This window comes from Barnesiella sp. WM24 (assembly GCF_004570975.1).
Classification (GTDB): domain Bacteria; phylum Bacteroidota; class Bacteroidia; order Bacteroidales; family Muribaculaceae; genus Muribaculum.
In genome coordinates, this window is sequence record NZ_SPPC01000005.1 from 30,864 (window position 1) to 45,525 (window position 14,662).

17 protein-coding genes are annotated in these 14,662 nt (G+C 49.5%); all 17 read left to right on the forward strand.

Annotation, left to right across the window (positions count from 1 at the left end; genetic code table 11):
- Window positions 1-19: 19 nt before the first annotated feature.
- On the forward strand, window positions 20-385 hold the full coding sequence (locus tag E4T81_RS06355; RefSeq protein WP_135042530.1) for a hypothetical protein: 366 nt from the start codon (window positions 20-22) through the stop codon (window positions 383-385).
- Window positions 382-1,458 (forward strand): hypothetical protein, encoded by a 1,077-nt coding sequence (locus tag E4T81_RS06360; RefSeq protein ID WP_135042532.1) that lies wholly within the window; start codon window positions 382-384, stop codon window positions 1,456-1,458. The genes E4T81_RS06355 and E4T81_RS06360 overlap by 4 nt, the downstream gene beginning before the upstream one ends.
- Window positions 1,458-2,870, forward strand: coding sequence for a hypothetical protein (locus E4T81_RS06365; protein WP_135042534.1), 1,413 nt, complete (start codon window positions 1,458-1,460; stop codon window positions 2,868-2,870). The genes E4T81_RS06360 and E4T81_RS06365 overlap by 1 nt, the downstream gene beginning before the upstream one ends.
- Before the next feature lie 32 nt (window positions 2,871-2,902).
- Window positions 2,903-3,442 (forward strand): hypothetical protein, encoded by a 540-nt coding sequence (locus tag E4T81_RS06370; RefSeq protein ID WP_135042536.1) that lies wholly within the window; start codon window positions 2,903-2,905, stop codon window positions 3,440-3,442.
- A 48-nt stretch (window positions 3,443-3,490) separates the two neighbouring features.
- Window positions 3,491-3,781 carry a pyocin knob domain-containing protein gene (locus E4T81_RS06375; protein ID WP_135042538.1) on the forward strand — a complete coding sequence of 97 codons (291 nt, stop codon included), beginning with the start codon at window positions 3,491-3,493 and terminating at the stop codon, window positions 3,779-3,781.
- A 25-nt stretch (window positions 3,782-3,806) separates the two neighbouring features.
- Window positions 3,807-4,232: a hypothetical protein gene (locus E4T81_RS06380; RefSeq protein ID WP_135042541.1), complete on the forward strand. Its 426-nt coding sequence runs from the start codon at window positions 3,807-3,809 to the stop codon at window positions 4,230-4,232.
- Window positions 4,233-4,298: 66 nt separating this feature from the next.
- Entirely contained in the window at window positions 4,299-5,069 is a 771-nt protein-coding gene (locus tag E4T81_RS06385) for a hypothetical protein (RefSeq protein ID WP_135042543.1), read from the forward strand.
- A 337-nt stretch (window positions 5,070-5,406) separates the two neighbouring features.
- Window positions 5,407-5,901, forward strand: a complete 495-nt coding sequence (locus E4T81_RS06390; RefSeq protein WP_135042545.1) for a hypothetical protein — start codon at window positions 5,407-5,409, stop codon at window positions 5,899-5,901.
- Window positions 5,898-6,449: a hypothetical protein gene (locus E4T81_RS06395; protein ID WP_135042547.1), complete on the forward strand. Its 552-nt coding sequence runs from the start codon at window positions 5,898-5,900 to the stop codon at window positions 6,447-6,449. Before E4T81_RS06390 ends, E4T81_RS06395 begins: the two co-directional genes overlap by 4 nt.
- Window positions 6,450-6,681: 232 nt before the next feature.
- Window positions 6,682-7,236: a hypothetical protein gene (locus tag E4T81_RS06400; protein ID WP_135042549.1), complete on the forward strand. Its 555-nt coding sequence runs from the start codon at window positions 6,682-6,684 to the stop codon at window positions 7,234-7,236.
- A gap of 933 nt (window positions 7,237-8,169) precedes the next feature.
- Window positions 8,170-9,018 (forward strand): 1-acyl-sn-glycerol-3-phosphate acyltransferase, encoded by an 849-nt coding sequence (locus tag E4T81_RS06405; protein ID WP_135042551.1) that lies wholly within the window; start codon window positions 8,170-8,172, stop codon window positions 9,016-9,018.
- A gap of 24 nt (window positions 9,019-9,042) precedes the next feature.
- Complete coding sequence (locus E4T81_RS06410; protein ID WP_135042553.1) at window positions 9,043-9,981, forward strand: GNAT family N-acetyltransferase; 939 nt, start codon at window positions 9,043-9,045, stop codon at window positions 9,979-9,981.
- Window positions 9,978-11,492, forward strand: a complete 1,515-nt coding sequence (locus tag E4T81_RS06415) for a capsule assembly Wzi family protein (protein WP_135042555.1) — start codon at window positions 9,978-9,980, stop codon at window positions 11,490-11,492. The genes E4T81_RS06410 and E4T81_RS06415 overlap by 4 nt, the downstream gene beginning before the upstream one ends.
- 2 nt (window positions 11,493-11,494) lie before the next feature.
- Complete coding sequence (locus E4T81_RS06420) at window positions 11,495-11,953, forward strand: lipocalin-like domain-containing protein (protein WP_167761749.1); 459 nt, start codon at window positions 11,495-11,497, stop codon at window positions 11,951-11,953.
- 72 nt (window positions 11,954-12,025) lie between these two features.
- A complete protein-coding gene (rpoN, locus tag E4T81_RS06425; RefSeq protein ID WP_135042559.1) occupies window positions 12,026-13,459 on the forward strand; it encodes an RNA polymerase factor sigma-54 in 1,434 nt (477 codons plus the stop codon).
- 42 nt (window positions 13,460-13,501) lie between these two features.
- Window positions 13,502-14,101 carry a hypothetical protein gene (locus E4T81_RS06430; RefSeq protein WP_135042561.1) on the forward strand — a complete coding sequence of 200 codons (600 nt, stop codon included), beginning with the start codon at window positions 13,502-13,504 and terminating at the stop codon, window positions 14,099-14,101.
- Between the two features lie 46 nt (window positions 14,102-14,147).
- Entirely contained in the window at window positions 14,148-14,654 is a 507-nt protein-coding gene (gene purE / locus E4T81_RS06435; RefSeq protein ID WP_135042563.1) for a 5-(carboxyamino)imidazole ribonucleotide mutase, read from the forward strand.
- Window positions 14,655-14,662: the final 8 nt, after the last annotated feature.

The window sequence follows — 14,662 nt, forward strand, 5'->3', positions numbered from 1 at the left end:
ATATTAACACCATATAATCATGTCATACTACATCAAAGTAAACAAGAAGGTACGTGACTTCCTGTCACTCCCGAACCGCCCGACGCAGCTGCCGGACGGCAATTTCCTGCTATGGCAAGCCGACATGCTTGCCTTCGGACCCGTCTACAGGCTCATGGAGACATGTGCCTCGATAGGCGCGGTGGCACTCACCCCGGCACAGGCGGCACAGGAGCAGCGCGGCATCATCACGACCACGCTTCCCGTGGCGACCGACCCGCGCTTTATCATGGATGAAGAGCCCGCTGACGTCGACCCCGGGTCTGACGAGACCGCGGATGATGAAAGCACCACGGATGATGACGGTGACGCCGACATCACAGCGGAGGAAGGAGGCGGGCGATGAGCAAGGGAAGCGCGTCATGCACCGTGAAGTACCGCCGCAAGACAGGCACGTTCTCGGCGGTGGTGATGGACCCGAAAGGGAACGTCTATCAGGAGTACACCGACTACACCGGCGGCAAGGCTACCGGGGTGTCGCCCGACTTCTCCCGGACACAGCCCGAGCTGGCGTTTGTGTGTACATCGTCGCGCGTCACCGAGGGGCTGGCACAGGTGGCGTCGCTCAGGGTGACGTTCGGCACGCGGCAGGTGGTGTTTGACACCTCCGGCAGCTCCCTGGGGCTTCAGACGGTGTCGGGGGTCGACTCCTCGGCCGCCGGCACGTTCAGGCTCCTGCCGCCCGACAACGACAGCCCCTACTGGAGGGTAAGGATAATGAAAGACATCGTGGAGCTTGCCGGCGGTCAGCCTGTCAACATCACGCTCACGGGCAGTGTCTCCGATGCCGACGGGAACCTCGACGAGATACAGGCGTCGTATCAGGTCGCCATCTCCAAGAGGACGGGCACGGGCTACAGGCTGTCGATAGTCGCCGGTGACTCCAACATGTTCACCATCCGCGAGAAAGGCGGCTCGTGTGTGCTCAGGGGCGAGGTCTACGGCACCGACGGCTCGGTCGTGACATCCGGCATCACATGGCAGTGGCAGAGGATGTCGCAGTCGGGATGGGTGGACTGCACCGGAAAGACCGCGGCGACGCTGACAGTCAACGAGGCTGACGTGGACACCTATGGGGAGTTCCGCCTGAAGGCGACCGTCGGCTCGGACACATACACCGACGTGCAGGGTGTCATGGATGTCTCCGACCCTTATGTGCTTGAGCCAAACCCGACGCCCATCGACGAGGTGATCGACGATGACGACCCCGCGGGCAAGGTGAGCTATTCCCCACGGCTGTTCAAGCGTGGCAGCAACACGGCAATAGCCGGACAGAAGTTTGACTTCGTGGCGATGTCGGCGGCAGGGGTCAGGATAGGCTCCGCGACGGCGGTGACGACTTTTGAGGTGACCCACGCGATGGCGCAGCAGGCGGCGTCGGAGGGTGACATAACCGTGACCATATATGCGTGTGACTGATGAAGGCGAGTGCGACCACAACGGTAAGAATCGCCCGTAAGGGGCGGGACGGGGTGTCGGTGAACGTGTCACCGCAGAATGTAGTGTTCAGTCAGGGCGGCGCAGTGCGCACCGTGGAGGTATATGTCGACCTGTATTCGGGCGGCGACAGGATACCCTATCAGGACGCGGACAGGGGCGACATGCAATGCTCGGTTCTCGGTCCGAGTAGCAGCATCGTGCTCGGTGCCGACGGGGAGCGCATCGGAGGGCTGTTCTGGCGCTACGGGACGACTGACGAGGGGCGGTTCTATTATGTGTTGTCAAAGTCGCCCGGTGTTGTCGTTAACGCGACCGTGCCGTTCACGGTACTGTGGGACGGCATGAGACTGCCGGGCACCATCGAGGTTGTCACTGTCCCCGACGGGGAGCGCGGGCCTGTGCCGCGTGGGCCGGTGTACTGGAAGGACTACCCCGGGGAGTTCCCGTTTGAGAGCGGCGCATCGGGCGAGACATATTTTGACACGGTGTATAACATAATATCCGGGCAGAAGAAATTCTACACATGCAGGCACAGCCACACAAAGGCCGCCGCACGTGAGCCGGGGGTGTCGGCAAACTGGGACACCTATTGGGAGGCCGCGTCGGAGATTCCGTTTCTTGTCACAAGATACGCGCTTGTCGACTTCCTCAGCACCGAGCAGGTGACCCTGAAAAACCTTTCGCTGATTGACAGCCACGTCCCCACCATCGGGGAGATATACGGCATACCGAAGGACATAGCCACGGAAGTCACGGCACAGACCGGGGCGAGCGGCAGCGGCAGCAGCGATGTCGGGTCGGCGTCAAGCCCGAGGACTGTCACCGTGACAAAGACCGTCTCCATTTCAGGCAGGGGTTATGGACGCTGCTACTTCGGCACGTCGCTTGTCAACACCTCCGGCTCGGCTTCGCGGCACACGGTAAACATCATGTCGGTCACGGCAAAGGTCAACGGTATCGCGGTGACCGATGACGGCAGCGGCTTCAGCTTCACGGTGGCACCAGGCGTGACGAGCTACAGAATCGAGGTCACATACAGCTACTGGCTCCGTTATGCCGGCTCGACATCAGGCTCGGTGTCTCAGCTGTCGGTCTACAATGTCGAGGCGCGCATAGGCGGCGCCGGTATGACCGGCTACATGAGGTTTTTCCCGAAACCCGCGCCCGAAGACCGTGACCCGCGCACAATAGTAGGCACAAACGGGTTTGTGACCACCGATGATGACGAGATGCTTTTCCATGTGCAGCACACCGAGGAGAGCCATGACGGTCACACATACCCCAAGGCTGTCACGATGCTTGTGGGTAATTTCGGGATAAGGATAACCGGCAGGGGTATAGAGCGGACGCTTGACGGCGGTCTCGGATGGCTGTCGGGAATCGACATATAGAAATATAAATCAATCATTTAATACTGTTTTTTATGAATAAGACAAAAACATTAAAGGAGACTCCGGAGGTGACGGCACTCGCCGCCACTGACCAGGTACTCGTTACGGATTCTGCGGGCAAGGCGCACAGAATCTCAAAGGCGAATCTGCTCGCGGACAGAGTGCGGTTTAACGGCACCGGCGCGGGGTGTTGGGTGAGGGTCGCGAAGTTTTTTGATTCAGCAGGCTGTCTGTTGGCTATCACTTCTAATTGGTATTCAAAACCGGTGCATCGGATTCTTGCGGACTCGCTTCTGCACTCAAATCAATGTAGTTACTGTCACATGTCGGTTTTGTCATCGGGGAACGCCATCGCTACGCCTATGAACATCACAAAAGCAAGGGTTGTTGCTAGTTTCAATAAGGTCGGCTATATCGACATTTATTGTAACATGACTTCGGCTGACACCATTATTATCGACCTTATAAACTCGCTGAATGTCACCTTGATGACCCCCGTGGTCAACGCGGAGGTGCCCGACGGTTACAGCACGAAAGAGTTTGACCTGACCCAAACAGCGTGGGGGGGGTAAAATACTCCCTATCAGCGCGTTACAGCGTAGCGCAGAAAGGAGGGCGGCATGAGCACCACAAAAACAAAACCGCTTACCAAGGCGCTGCTGGCAGGCATCATGGACAATGCTGTTATATCCAGAGGCAGGGCAACAGATTTCAACGCAAGTATGGCATCCGGAGTTTATTCATGTTATCAGGCGGAGAACGGTCCGGAGAAAGACCTCTGGGGTGTTCTGATACACGCGAAAGTATTGGAGAATATATGCGCTCAGTTGTTCTTAACGAACACAGGCAGACTCTATTTCCGCGTTCTATGGGACAGATGGGACGGCTGGAAAAGAGTGACTACAAGCTGACCCTCGGAAAGGAGGTGGTTGCTGCATGAGTACGGTAAAATTGCTCACTGACATGGTAAAAGCCTTGCCGGAGCTGTCGGGAATAGGCTCTAACATGGTGCTTGCAGCCGCCACCTCGGGTGACCTCGGAAAGATTTCCAAAGAGGCGCTTACGGGAATGGATGTCACAGTTACGCAGAGCGGCGATTATGTGATTCAAAAAACTGGTGTTCATCTCGTTGCGATATGGGATACTGACGCTTCATCGACTAAATATTGGGTCGGTCTGTTCATCAACAGAAACGCGAATACTGACGGCAACATTACCATGATTACCATAGCCGGGGAAGGTTTCCCAGTTTATTATAGCAAATGGGGCACCTTATTCTTCGGAAATTACAGTGGTAATCTCACTATTGCTTGCATCACCTTGCCCGCTTCCTCTGCCATTTTAGGGGGGGTAAGCGACTGACTTCCAACGTATTGAAAATCCCATTGCCGAGTCATTTGAGGCATGGCGCACGAGAGATCAAACATTATGAACTTAATTGACACGACAATGGGAAAAACAAGGAAACTTAGCGAAAAGATAAAGGAATTGCCTACAGTGAACGACATGACAGGCAGGACTATCATTACCAACGGCAGTGACGGCTCACTCGGAAAGATGTCGGCTGAGCTGATGCTCGACGGGGTGTTCATCATGTACCACCGCAAAAGCGACGATACTCCGCTCATGGTGAAACCCCACAAGTGGACGGCGATACAGAACGCTGGAGAAATCGCCGACGGTGTGGTAGTCGTCGAGGGCGGCAAAGTGCTGGTAGTGGCACCCACCGAAGCCGACAGCGCAGGTATAACGTGGAGTAGCGCGGCGGTCAGCGGTGGCGCGACCACAACGACCGACCGCGTAACGGCGATGAACGACTGGAACGGTCCGGCAAACACCGCGTCTATCATTTCAAAAAGCACGTCGTCGGCTGTCACAAATACCAGCGCATGCGCCCCCGGTTTTTGTAACCTCTACAGCCGAGCCAACGCCAACGGCAAAGGACTGACCGCCGGTAAATGGTGGCTTCCGTCGATAGGCGAAATGATGATGATTTACGCCAACATGACTAAGATAAACTACTGTCTTAGTCTTATCGCCGGGGCAACCCAGTTGATTCAAAACTGGTACTGGACAAGTACAGAGCACAGCGCGGCTCGCGCATGGGGTCTGTACCTCTACGACGGCGGCCTCGACGGCATGTATACTAAGGCCAGCAGCAAGGGTAGAGTGCGCCCTGTGTCGACATTCACTCAGTAGCCTAATCCCCGGCGGCTGCGAATAGCCGGGGAACAACTTTAAAGCAATGGAAAAATGACAGAAACAAACAACATTTTCGCAGTCGCCATGACTGCATGCGGGACTATGATGCTTATCAAGGATGTAATCGGTGAGTAGTCATAGCTCTAATTGAAAAATAGAATGGCCTTCGGATGATATTCGGAGGCCATTAACTGATCCAAGCAAAGACAAACTCAATCCAACGAAGCAGACTTTTTAGAAAGATGGTGATTTGGGATACGTTTCGTTTTTCAGAACTGAACACCTCGTTTTCAGGAGCAGGAACATTTCGTTTTGCGGATTATAAATATTCACCATGAAGAAAATATTAATATTATTTACTTTATTGACATTTAGCCTGTCAGGCTATTCAAATGAGCCTATTTCCCGTCTCAATAATGATAGTATATTATCCAAATTAATAAAAGGTGAACAGGTTATCTTACATGACTCGCTGAATCCCTGCGATAGCCTGTACAGAGTAATCGGAAGTAGGAGCTACTATTTAGACAAGAATAAATTCTCAGGGACTGTAATAAAAATAATTGTTTTTCCGAAAAAAGGCAACAATATTATAATCTCCTTGTACACCGTCGACAAATATAACGGCTATGAATCCATCTATAAACGCGAACTAAATAGAGTATCAGAATGGATAGACATGGTTGACATCACCAAACTGATCAAGGACAAGGAACCATGTATCTTTAACGGACTTGCATTTGCCAAAATCTTAGACGTGTTTTTTATATATGATATAGTACCAAAAACGGCTGAGAAAACAACTGTCAAAAATGATTCCATTAAATGAAAAGAATTGTAATTCTCGTGGCAAGTCTTATTTTCATGGTTGGCATAAGTGGTAAAACCAGGGTCTATACCGCTAATGACCATATTCTCATGGAAATATATAGCGCCTATTTGGCATTAGCCCTATTAAACGCAGAAAATCACGATTTGCTGCTTACTCTACTTAATGACCCCAATGAGAGGTTTGTAATACTATCACTGCTAAAGCCAGACGATAACTTAGAAAAGATAAAAGTGTCCAAAAAACCTATTTCATTTTCTGCAGAAGATTCTGACTATATTTGCTCAAGAGTAAAAGAAGAGTTTTTTAAATCAGACACTATTGTTTGCTTTGCGCTCTATGATGGTTACGGTCTTATTCCGAAAGAAGACTTTGACTTTCTTGACTGCGTTCATACCGTACCTTTCGGCTCTTACTCTTTTCAAAAAGCGATCCAAAAATCAGGGGCTAAAACTAACGATGAGAAAATACAAGTGCTAAAGGAATGGATAGATGAAACAATGAAGTCATTAAGACTTATGTCTACAGATCCGCGGAAATGTTTATGACAATGCCACTATATACCGATCAAGCCACGATAATGGATATGCCAATACCCGACTGCTTCACAAACGGGGCGGTCAAGCGGGTGATTCTGAATAGGCCTGATGCGTCTTCTATGTCTTTCGAATCGAAATACAAACTATATGGTAACAAATTTGCCAATTCGTATAAACACATACCTAATTATAATATTCCTGTAAATAAAGTCCCAAATACATTAAAATATCTGTTACGGAAATGAAAAAAATAATTATTTTATTGACAAGCTTCGTTTTTATCATAAATGTCTATGGTAAAACTCGTGTCTACACTACTAATGACCACGCATATCTTGACATAGAAAGTGCCTATTTAGCCTTAGCTCTATTAAAGACTGAATACCACGATTTGTTATTTACACTACTTGATGACACTAATGAAAGATTGGTGTTTATATCAAATTTGAAGCCGGATAATGATTTAGAACTGGTAAGAATAAGACGTAAACCTAATTCACTTACAGATAAAGAAGTGGACTCTATTTCAAAAAGTATAAAAGTTGAATTTTTGAAATCAGACACAATTTTTTGTCTGGTCTTACATGAAAATCTTTATCACACTAAAGCACAGAGGGACTACGAATATCTTAACAGATATCAGTATCCTGTTTTCAACTCAAGTTTGTTCCAAGACGCAGTAAAAGCCTCAGGAGCAAAGACTCACGATGAAAAAATACAAGCATTGAAAGAATGGATCGACAAAGTCATGAAACAACCGATAAGAGCATCATCTGACCCATGGAAACTGTTATGACAAAGCGGTCACGCGTCGACTTATCCGGTGGTCTACGAGAACGGGCAATTGACCTGTGTTACGTTGCCGCCGGGTACACCACGTTTGCCGATGCCGGGAAAGGGCGCCTCGGTGCAGCCCTGCAAGTTCGGGGGCAAGCCCCATAGTTTTCTAAATCAGATACTATTTGCTCAGAGGGTTTATATCACACAAAAGCCCAAAGAGACTATGAATATCTTAACCAATATCAGATAATTATTTTCAATTCAGACTTATTGCAAGAAGCGGTTAAAGCCTCAGAGGGTAAAAACCTCTGATGAGAAAATACAAGCATTGAAAGAATAGATCTATGACGCATTGTGGCAATTGAGACTAATGTCTGATGAAGGAAATAATTTACATCATGAATATATTATTAATTATGAAGGATATTATAGACGGAATCAATTACTGGATTTATTGGTATGAATACAAAATATGGGGCGGAAGCTGGAGTATATTTGAACATTTATGTATAATGTTTCTGATGTTTTGTATGCTGGCTTTTGGCGTTATGTTCGTACGCTATAACATAATTCTCCATGCCTTGTCTACTGCGCCACTTAAAATGATACCGATTATTTCTCTTTGTTTAACTACATGTCTCGCCATATATTTATTATGGGGAAAGAGATACAAGGTAATTTTGTCACAACACGATAAATTTCGCAGACCTAAATATATAATCTGGACAATATCCATTGTCACCATTACAATGATATGTTATATAGGACCATGGTCCTATCTTGCGCTTACCGAATGACACAAAGAAAGGCACATGCATGATTAATCGGAGAGCGACAATGAAGCCAGAGTGAGGCAACCGGTGAGTCAGGCTGCCATAGCAGATTTTAGGTATATGCATCCATGCTGCAAAACGATAGTTATTTCAATGGAATTTCGTAATTTTGCGACATGAATACCAATCAGAAAGAACCCGCCGACAGTCGCTTGCATGTCGACGTGGCTGCCACATTGCGCAGCAGGCTTCCGAAAAAATACCTTAGATTCATACCGGACTTTGCGGTAAGATGGCTTGAGCGCACAATATGTCAGGATGACCTCAACGGCATCCTTGACCGCACACGCGGAAAGAAAGGGAAAGAGTTTTGCAGCGCGATGCTCAATGACCTTGGCATAACGTACACTGTCAACGGCACAGAAAACCTTCCCGCCGACGGAAGAGCGATTTTTGTATCCAATCATCCGCTTGGCGCCCTTGACGGGATTGTGATGATAGACTTTATCGCAAAGCACTACGACTGTGATGTAAAATTCATTGTCAACGACATACTTATGGCAGTAAAACCGCTTGACAACGTGTTTCTGCCCGTAAACAAGCACGGCAAACAGAGCCGCCGGTCGTCAAGCTACATAGACGCCTGTCTTTCAGGCGACATGCCTGTCATAATTTTTCCCGCCGGTCTCGTGTCGCGCAAGCAAAACGGGGGCATAAAAGATCTAAAATGGCAGAAAATGTTTATAAACAAAGCCATTCAATCAAAACGCGACATAATTCCCCTACATTTTGGTGGCGAAAATTCATCGTTTTTTTATAATTTTGCAAAACTGCGCTTACGCCTCGGAATAAAATTCAATATCGAGATGATTTATCTGCCACGAGAGATATTCCGGAACCGTGGCGCACGGTTTGAAATAAATGTCGGGAAACCCGTTTCCTTCCATTCCTTGAAAGGCGGCATAAACGCTGCCGACGAGGCAAGCCGCATAAAAGAAATTGTATATAGATTAAAAACACGATAAGCATTTTAGCATATTACTGCGACAATGGACATGAAAATAATCGACCCTATACCTGTCGAGACACTGGAAAGCGAACTTACTGCCGACAAGTTTCTGCGTCACACCAACAAAGGCGGCAACCATATATATATAGTAGACGCCTTCGACTCTCCTAATGTAATGAGAGAGATCGGGCGACTGCGTGAAATCGCGTTCCGCACCGCCGGAGGCGGCACAGGAAAGGAGTGTGACATTGACGAGTTTGACACCATGCAGCCCCCCTGCCGCCAACTAATCGTCTGGAATCCCGAAGCACGCGAAATCATAGGCGGCTACCGGTTTATCACCGGAGAGGACATCCACATCGACGAGCAGGGACGCCCGCGCATAGCGACAGGCCACATGTTTAGCTTCTCTCAAAAGTTTATCAAAGATTACCTACCCTATACACTTGAGCTCGGACGTTCATTTGTGTCGCTCGACTATCAGTCGACACGCGCCGGCTCAAAAGCCCTCTACGCCCTTGACAATCTTTGGGACGGTCTCGGAGCCTTGACGGTCATATATCCCTCGATAAAGTATCTGTTCGGAAAAGTGACCATGTATCCGAGCTACAACCCGGAGTGCCGCAACATGATACTTTATTTCCTTAACAAGCATTTTCCCGACACGGAAGGTCTGGTCAAGCCGTTCCGGCAGCTTGAGACCAACATGAATCGCGATGACATGGACAAGCTCTTCACAGGCACATGCTTCAAGGATGACTATAAGATACTCAACAAGGCTATACGCGACCACGGCTACAATATACCGCCGCTTGTAAACGCCTACATGAGCCTGTCGCCGTCGATGAAGATGTTTGGCACCGCAATCAACGATGAATTCGGCGATGTAGAGGAGACCGGTATATTTTTTGCCATATCCGACATATTTGAAGAGAAAAAAGACAGGCATATAGGCACTTACAATCCTGCGGAGTCATGATAATCCGTCTACTGCTCTCCTTTTGCCTTTTATTGGTGGCTGCCGTCCCGGCTGTCGCGACCTGTCCCGTCAATTATAAAGGCGAGATAATAGCCAACGCGGGCAGCGGCAACTTCGCGCCCTACTACATTGCATCAAATAACTACGGAATACTCACCCAGCCCAAGTCAACCCTGGCGCGTGGCGCGGCATGGAAAGAGATGGAGACAGGCGAGCGTTTCAGCTACGGATTCGGAATCGACATCATTGGCGGATATGCCTCATCCACTCCCTACCTTAGATATTCAGAGTCCACCCTGTCTTTTTACCCCGTAAAGCGACACCCCGCTTACCTGTGGCTGCAACAGCTGTATGGCGAAGTCAAATACAGGTGTCTCTTCATATCGGCAGGACTGAAAGAGACCGGATCGGCACTGCTTGACAACCGCCTCTCAAGCGGCGACATCACATGGAGCGCAAATGCGCGTCCCATGCCCGGGTTAAGAGCCGGATTCCACGGTTTTGAAAATATCCCGTTCACCAACGGATGGGTGCAGATCAACGGTGAATTTTTCTTCGGAAAGCCCACTGACAACGACTGGCTTGAAGAGCGCTATAACTACTACAATTCATTTATAACCACGGGGCGATGGATTAACTATAAGCGCGTGTATTTCCGCACAAAACCGTCAAAACCGCTGTCACTCACCATAGGCATGCAGGCGGCGGCACAGTTTGGCGGCACGCAGGCGACCTATTCCGACGGTGTATGTAACAAGACAGAAAAAGCGTCGGCGTCAATTAAAGACTTTTTCCAAATGATTATCCCCGGAAAAGATGACGACTACTGGTCAGGCAATCATCTCGGCAGCTGGGACGTAGTGTTTCGTTACCGGTTCAAAAACGACGATGAGGTCAAGCTATATATGCAATCGCCCTGGGAAGACGGATCCGGCATAGGCAAGCTGAACGGATTTGACGGGTTGTGGGGCATAGAATACAGGAAAGCGGGCAACGGCTTGATAAGCGGCGCGGTAATCGAATATCTTGATTTCACCAATCAGTCAGGACCGCTTCACTGGGACCCGGTAGACAATTCCGGCTCAACCATAGCCAACCAGGCAACAGGAGCCGACTCCTATTACAACAACTACTTCTATAACGGCTATGCCTACTACGGGATGTCGCAGGGCACACCGTTTCTCATGTCGCCGCTTTACAATCTTGACGGTTACATGCGTTATATCGACACGCGTGTGCGCGGATTTCACGCAGCCGCCGAAGGTCGACTCACGGATTGCCTTGAATACAGGGTAATGGCATCTTACCGCATATCTTACGGAGACAGCTATGTGCCACGCCTTAAAAAAGCCCGCGACATGTCATGGATGATCGAGGCTCAATGGCACCCGTCATCCATTCCCGGAATGACGCTGAAAGGACAGGTAGCCATGGACCGCGGCAACATGTATGGCGATAATTTCGGAGCATTGTTATCGCTCTCCTATCGTGGCATATTTAAATTCAAATGACGATGAAAAGTATATACACCCTGCTATTGGCGTCGGTATTCATCCTGATGACCGGATGCACCCATAATGACGGGGACATCGGCCCGTGGTTTGGCACCTGGCAGCTTGAAAATGTCATGATTGACGACAAGCCCGAAGAGGACTATCATCACGACATATTCTGGCAGTTCCAGAACACTGTGTTCTGCATGCGCAAGGTCACTGAAATGCATGACGCCTATCCACGATGGGGGACATGGCGGGAGACTGACGACAACACGACATTACAACTTGACTTCACCCACCATGACAATACCCACCCCGAAGGCAGCACAATCTACACCCCGTTTCCTGAAACCCACATAAAAGCCGACGGCGTGACCCGACTCAAAATCGTGGAAATGAGCCGGTCAAAATTACATCTGCAGCACACTGCCGACGATGGCATAACCTACAGCTATTATCTTAAAAAATGGGATTAAAATAAAATCCTCCGTTCCTTTCTGCAATATCTGCCGATTATTTGTTATTTTTGTAATTGAAAGGTAAGTTGTATGGAAGAATCACTGAGTTTGTCACAACAGCAACGGCTGCAACAAAAACTTTCTCCCCTTCAGGTCAAGTTTGTAAGAATGCTTGAAATGAGCGGTCCTGAAGTGGAGGATGAGGTGCAACGTGCGCTGGACGACAACCCCGCCCTGGAGGCAGCCGACCTCACTGACGCAGCCCCTTCGGAAGAATCATTCAATGAGAGCGCCGAGGAATTGCGCATGGCTGACTACGCCAACGACGATGAAATCCCGTCCTATAGGCTTGAAGCGCGCAATCACAGTTATTCCGACCCCTATTACGAGCCTGTGGCGGTCGACTCCTCATCTACGCTTATTGACACCCTCTCCGCCCAACTTGCAGAACACAGCCTGTCGGAACGCGAACACAGGATTGCCATATATGTAATCGGGAATCTTGACGACAACGGTTACATAACCCGCGATTCGGCATCAATAGCCTATGACATCGAGGAACAGACAGGCACCCCGACCACCACTGCCGACGTCAAGCGCATGCTTGAGCTTGTAAGGAAACTTGAACCGGCAGGAGTAGGCGCTGTCGATCTCCGTGACTGCCTCCTGCTTCAGCTCCGACGCCGCAAATCATCACCGGCGGTAAAAACAGCCATTGAGATTGTATCTCACAATTTTGACCTTTTTTCGCGCAAGCACTACGACAAACTGGCGTCATCCACCGGGTGTACGCCCGAAGAGCTTAAAGACGCGATAGCGCTCATCCGCACCCTCAACCCCAAGCCTGCCGGAATCCTTGGCGATGACCCGGCAGAAGAGCGCACGCGCCACATCATCCCCGACTTTTCAGTCGAGATTGATGACGGTGAAATCCATCTTGCACTGCTGAACAATATCCCGGAGCTGCGCATCGAAGAGACATTCAGGGAAAACGACACCGACCGGCTGCAGCAGGACACGCGCCGGAACCGTGAGGCATCACTATTCGTCAGGCAGAAACGCGATGAAGCCACAGAGTTTATCAAACTTCTGCGCATGCGCCAGGAAACACTCTTCAACGTAATGCGCGCGATTGTAAAAATCCAGCGTGACTTTTTCCTTAGCGGGGATGATGAAAGCCGCCTGAAGCCAATGATACTCAAAGACATCTCTTCCCTTACAGGCTATGACCTGTCGGTGATATCTCGCGCCACATCGGGTAAATATGTCGCCACGTCTTATGGAGTCCACCCCCTGAAAATGTTTTTCAACGAGCGCCCCAAAGACAATGATGACACATCGTCTCATGAGATACTGTCGGCGATAAAAGAGATAATCGCAAATGAAAACAAGCATAAGCCGATGAGTGATGAGGCAATAACTTCAGCCATAGCGGCAAAAGGCTATGACATAGCCCGCCGAACAGTCGCCAAATACCGTGAGAAACTCGGGATACCGGTAGCACGGCTTAGAAAGGAGCTATAAACAATTGTTTTAACATTCCGTTAATAATAGAAACTGACATAGATGAACAAGATATCACATATTATTTCCTGGGTGCTTAGTCCGGTACTTATACCTACCTACGCCGTATTCACGTCATTATGGATAACTACGCTCGCCGTGCTTCCCGCCGGCTTGCGGATTAATGTCGTGCTCATGACATTCTTATTGACAAGCATAGTCCCGATGCTTGCAATAATACTACTCTACAAGATGAAACTCATTTCCCACCCCGGACTTAACAACAGAAAAGAGCGATACATCCCGTATGTAATCACAGCCATATGCTATCTCGGCGCGGCATGGTACATGTTACGCATACACGCCCCCTCGTGGCTATACATGTTCCTTATTGCCGGAGCGATAGCGGCAGTCGTGTCTTGTATCGTCAACATATGGTGGAAAATCAGCGCTCACCTTGCAGCGATGGGTGGCTTTGTCGCTCTGTTATTCAGAATATTATCCGACGGCATCTGTATATATGACATATGGATACCGATTTCTGTGGCGGTATTGCTTACCGGAATGCTTGGAAGCGCACGCATACAGCTCCACTGCCACACATTCTGGCAGGTAATCGCCGGAGCCGCCAACGGCTTCCTGTGGGTATATCTGCTTACATGACCCGCGGGGCATGAACTTGAATTTTCAACAAAACTAAACTTATATTATGAAACCGATCGTCAGCATTATCATGGGCAGCACGTCTGACCTGCCCATAATGGGAAAGGCAGCACAGCTACTTGATGACTTTGAAATCCCGTTTGAAATAAACGCCCTGTCGGCCCACCGCACTCCTGCACAGGTGGAAGAGTTTGCCTCAGGCGCAGCCGACCGTGGACTGAAGGTAATCATCGCCGCAGCAGGAATGGCAGCGGCGCTACCCGGCGTAATAGCCGCAAACACCACGCTTCCGGTAATCGGAGTGCCTATCGCGTCGACACTTGACGGCATAGACGCCCTGCTCTCCATCGTCCAGATGCCTCCGGGCATTCCTGTCGCAACTGTAGGCATAAACGGAGGCTACAATGCCGCTCTTCTTGCAGTAGAGATGCTTGCCATTAGCGACGAGAAGATTGCAGCCCGCTTTGCCGACTTTAAAAAATCGCTTGCCGGCAAAATCGTAAAAGCCAATGCCGAACTTGCCGAAGTAAAATACAAGTTCAAGACCAATTGACATCACGC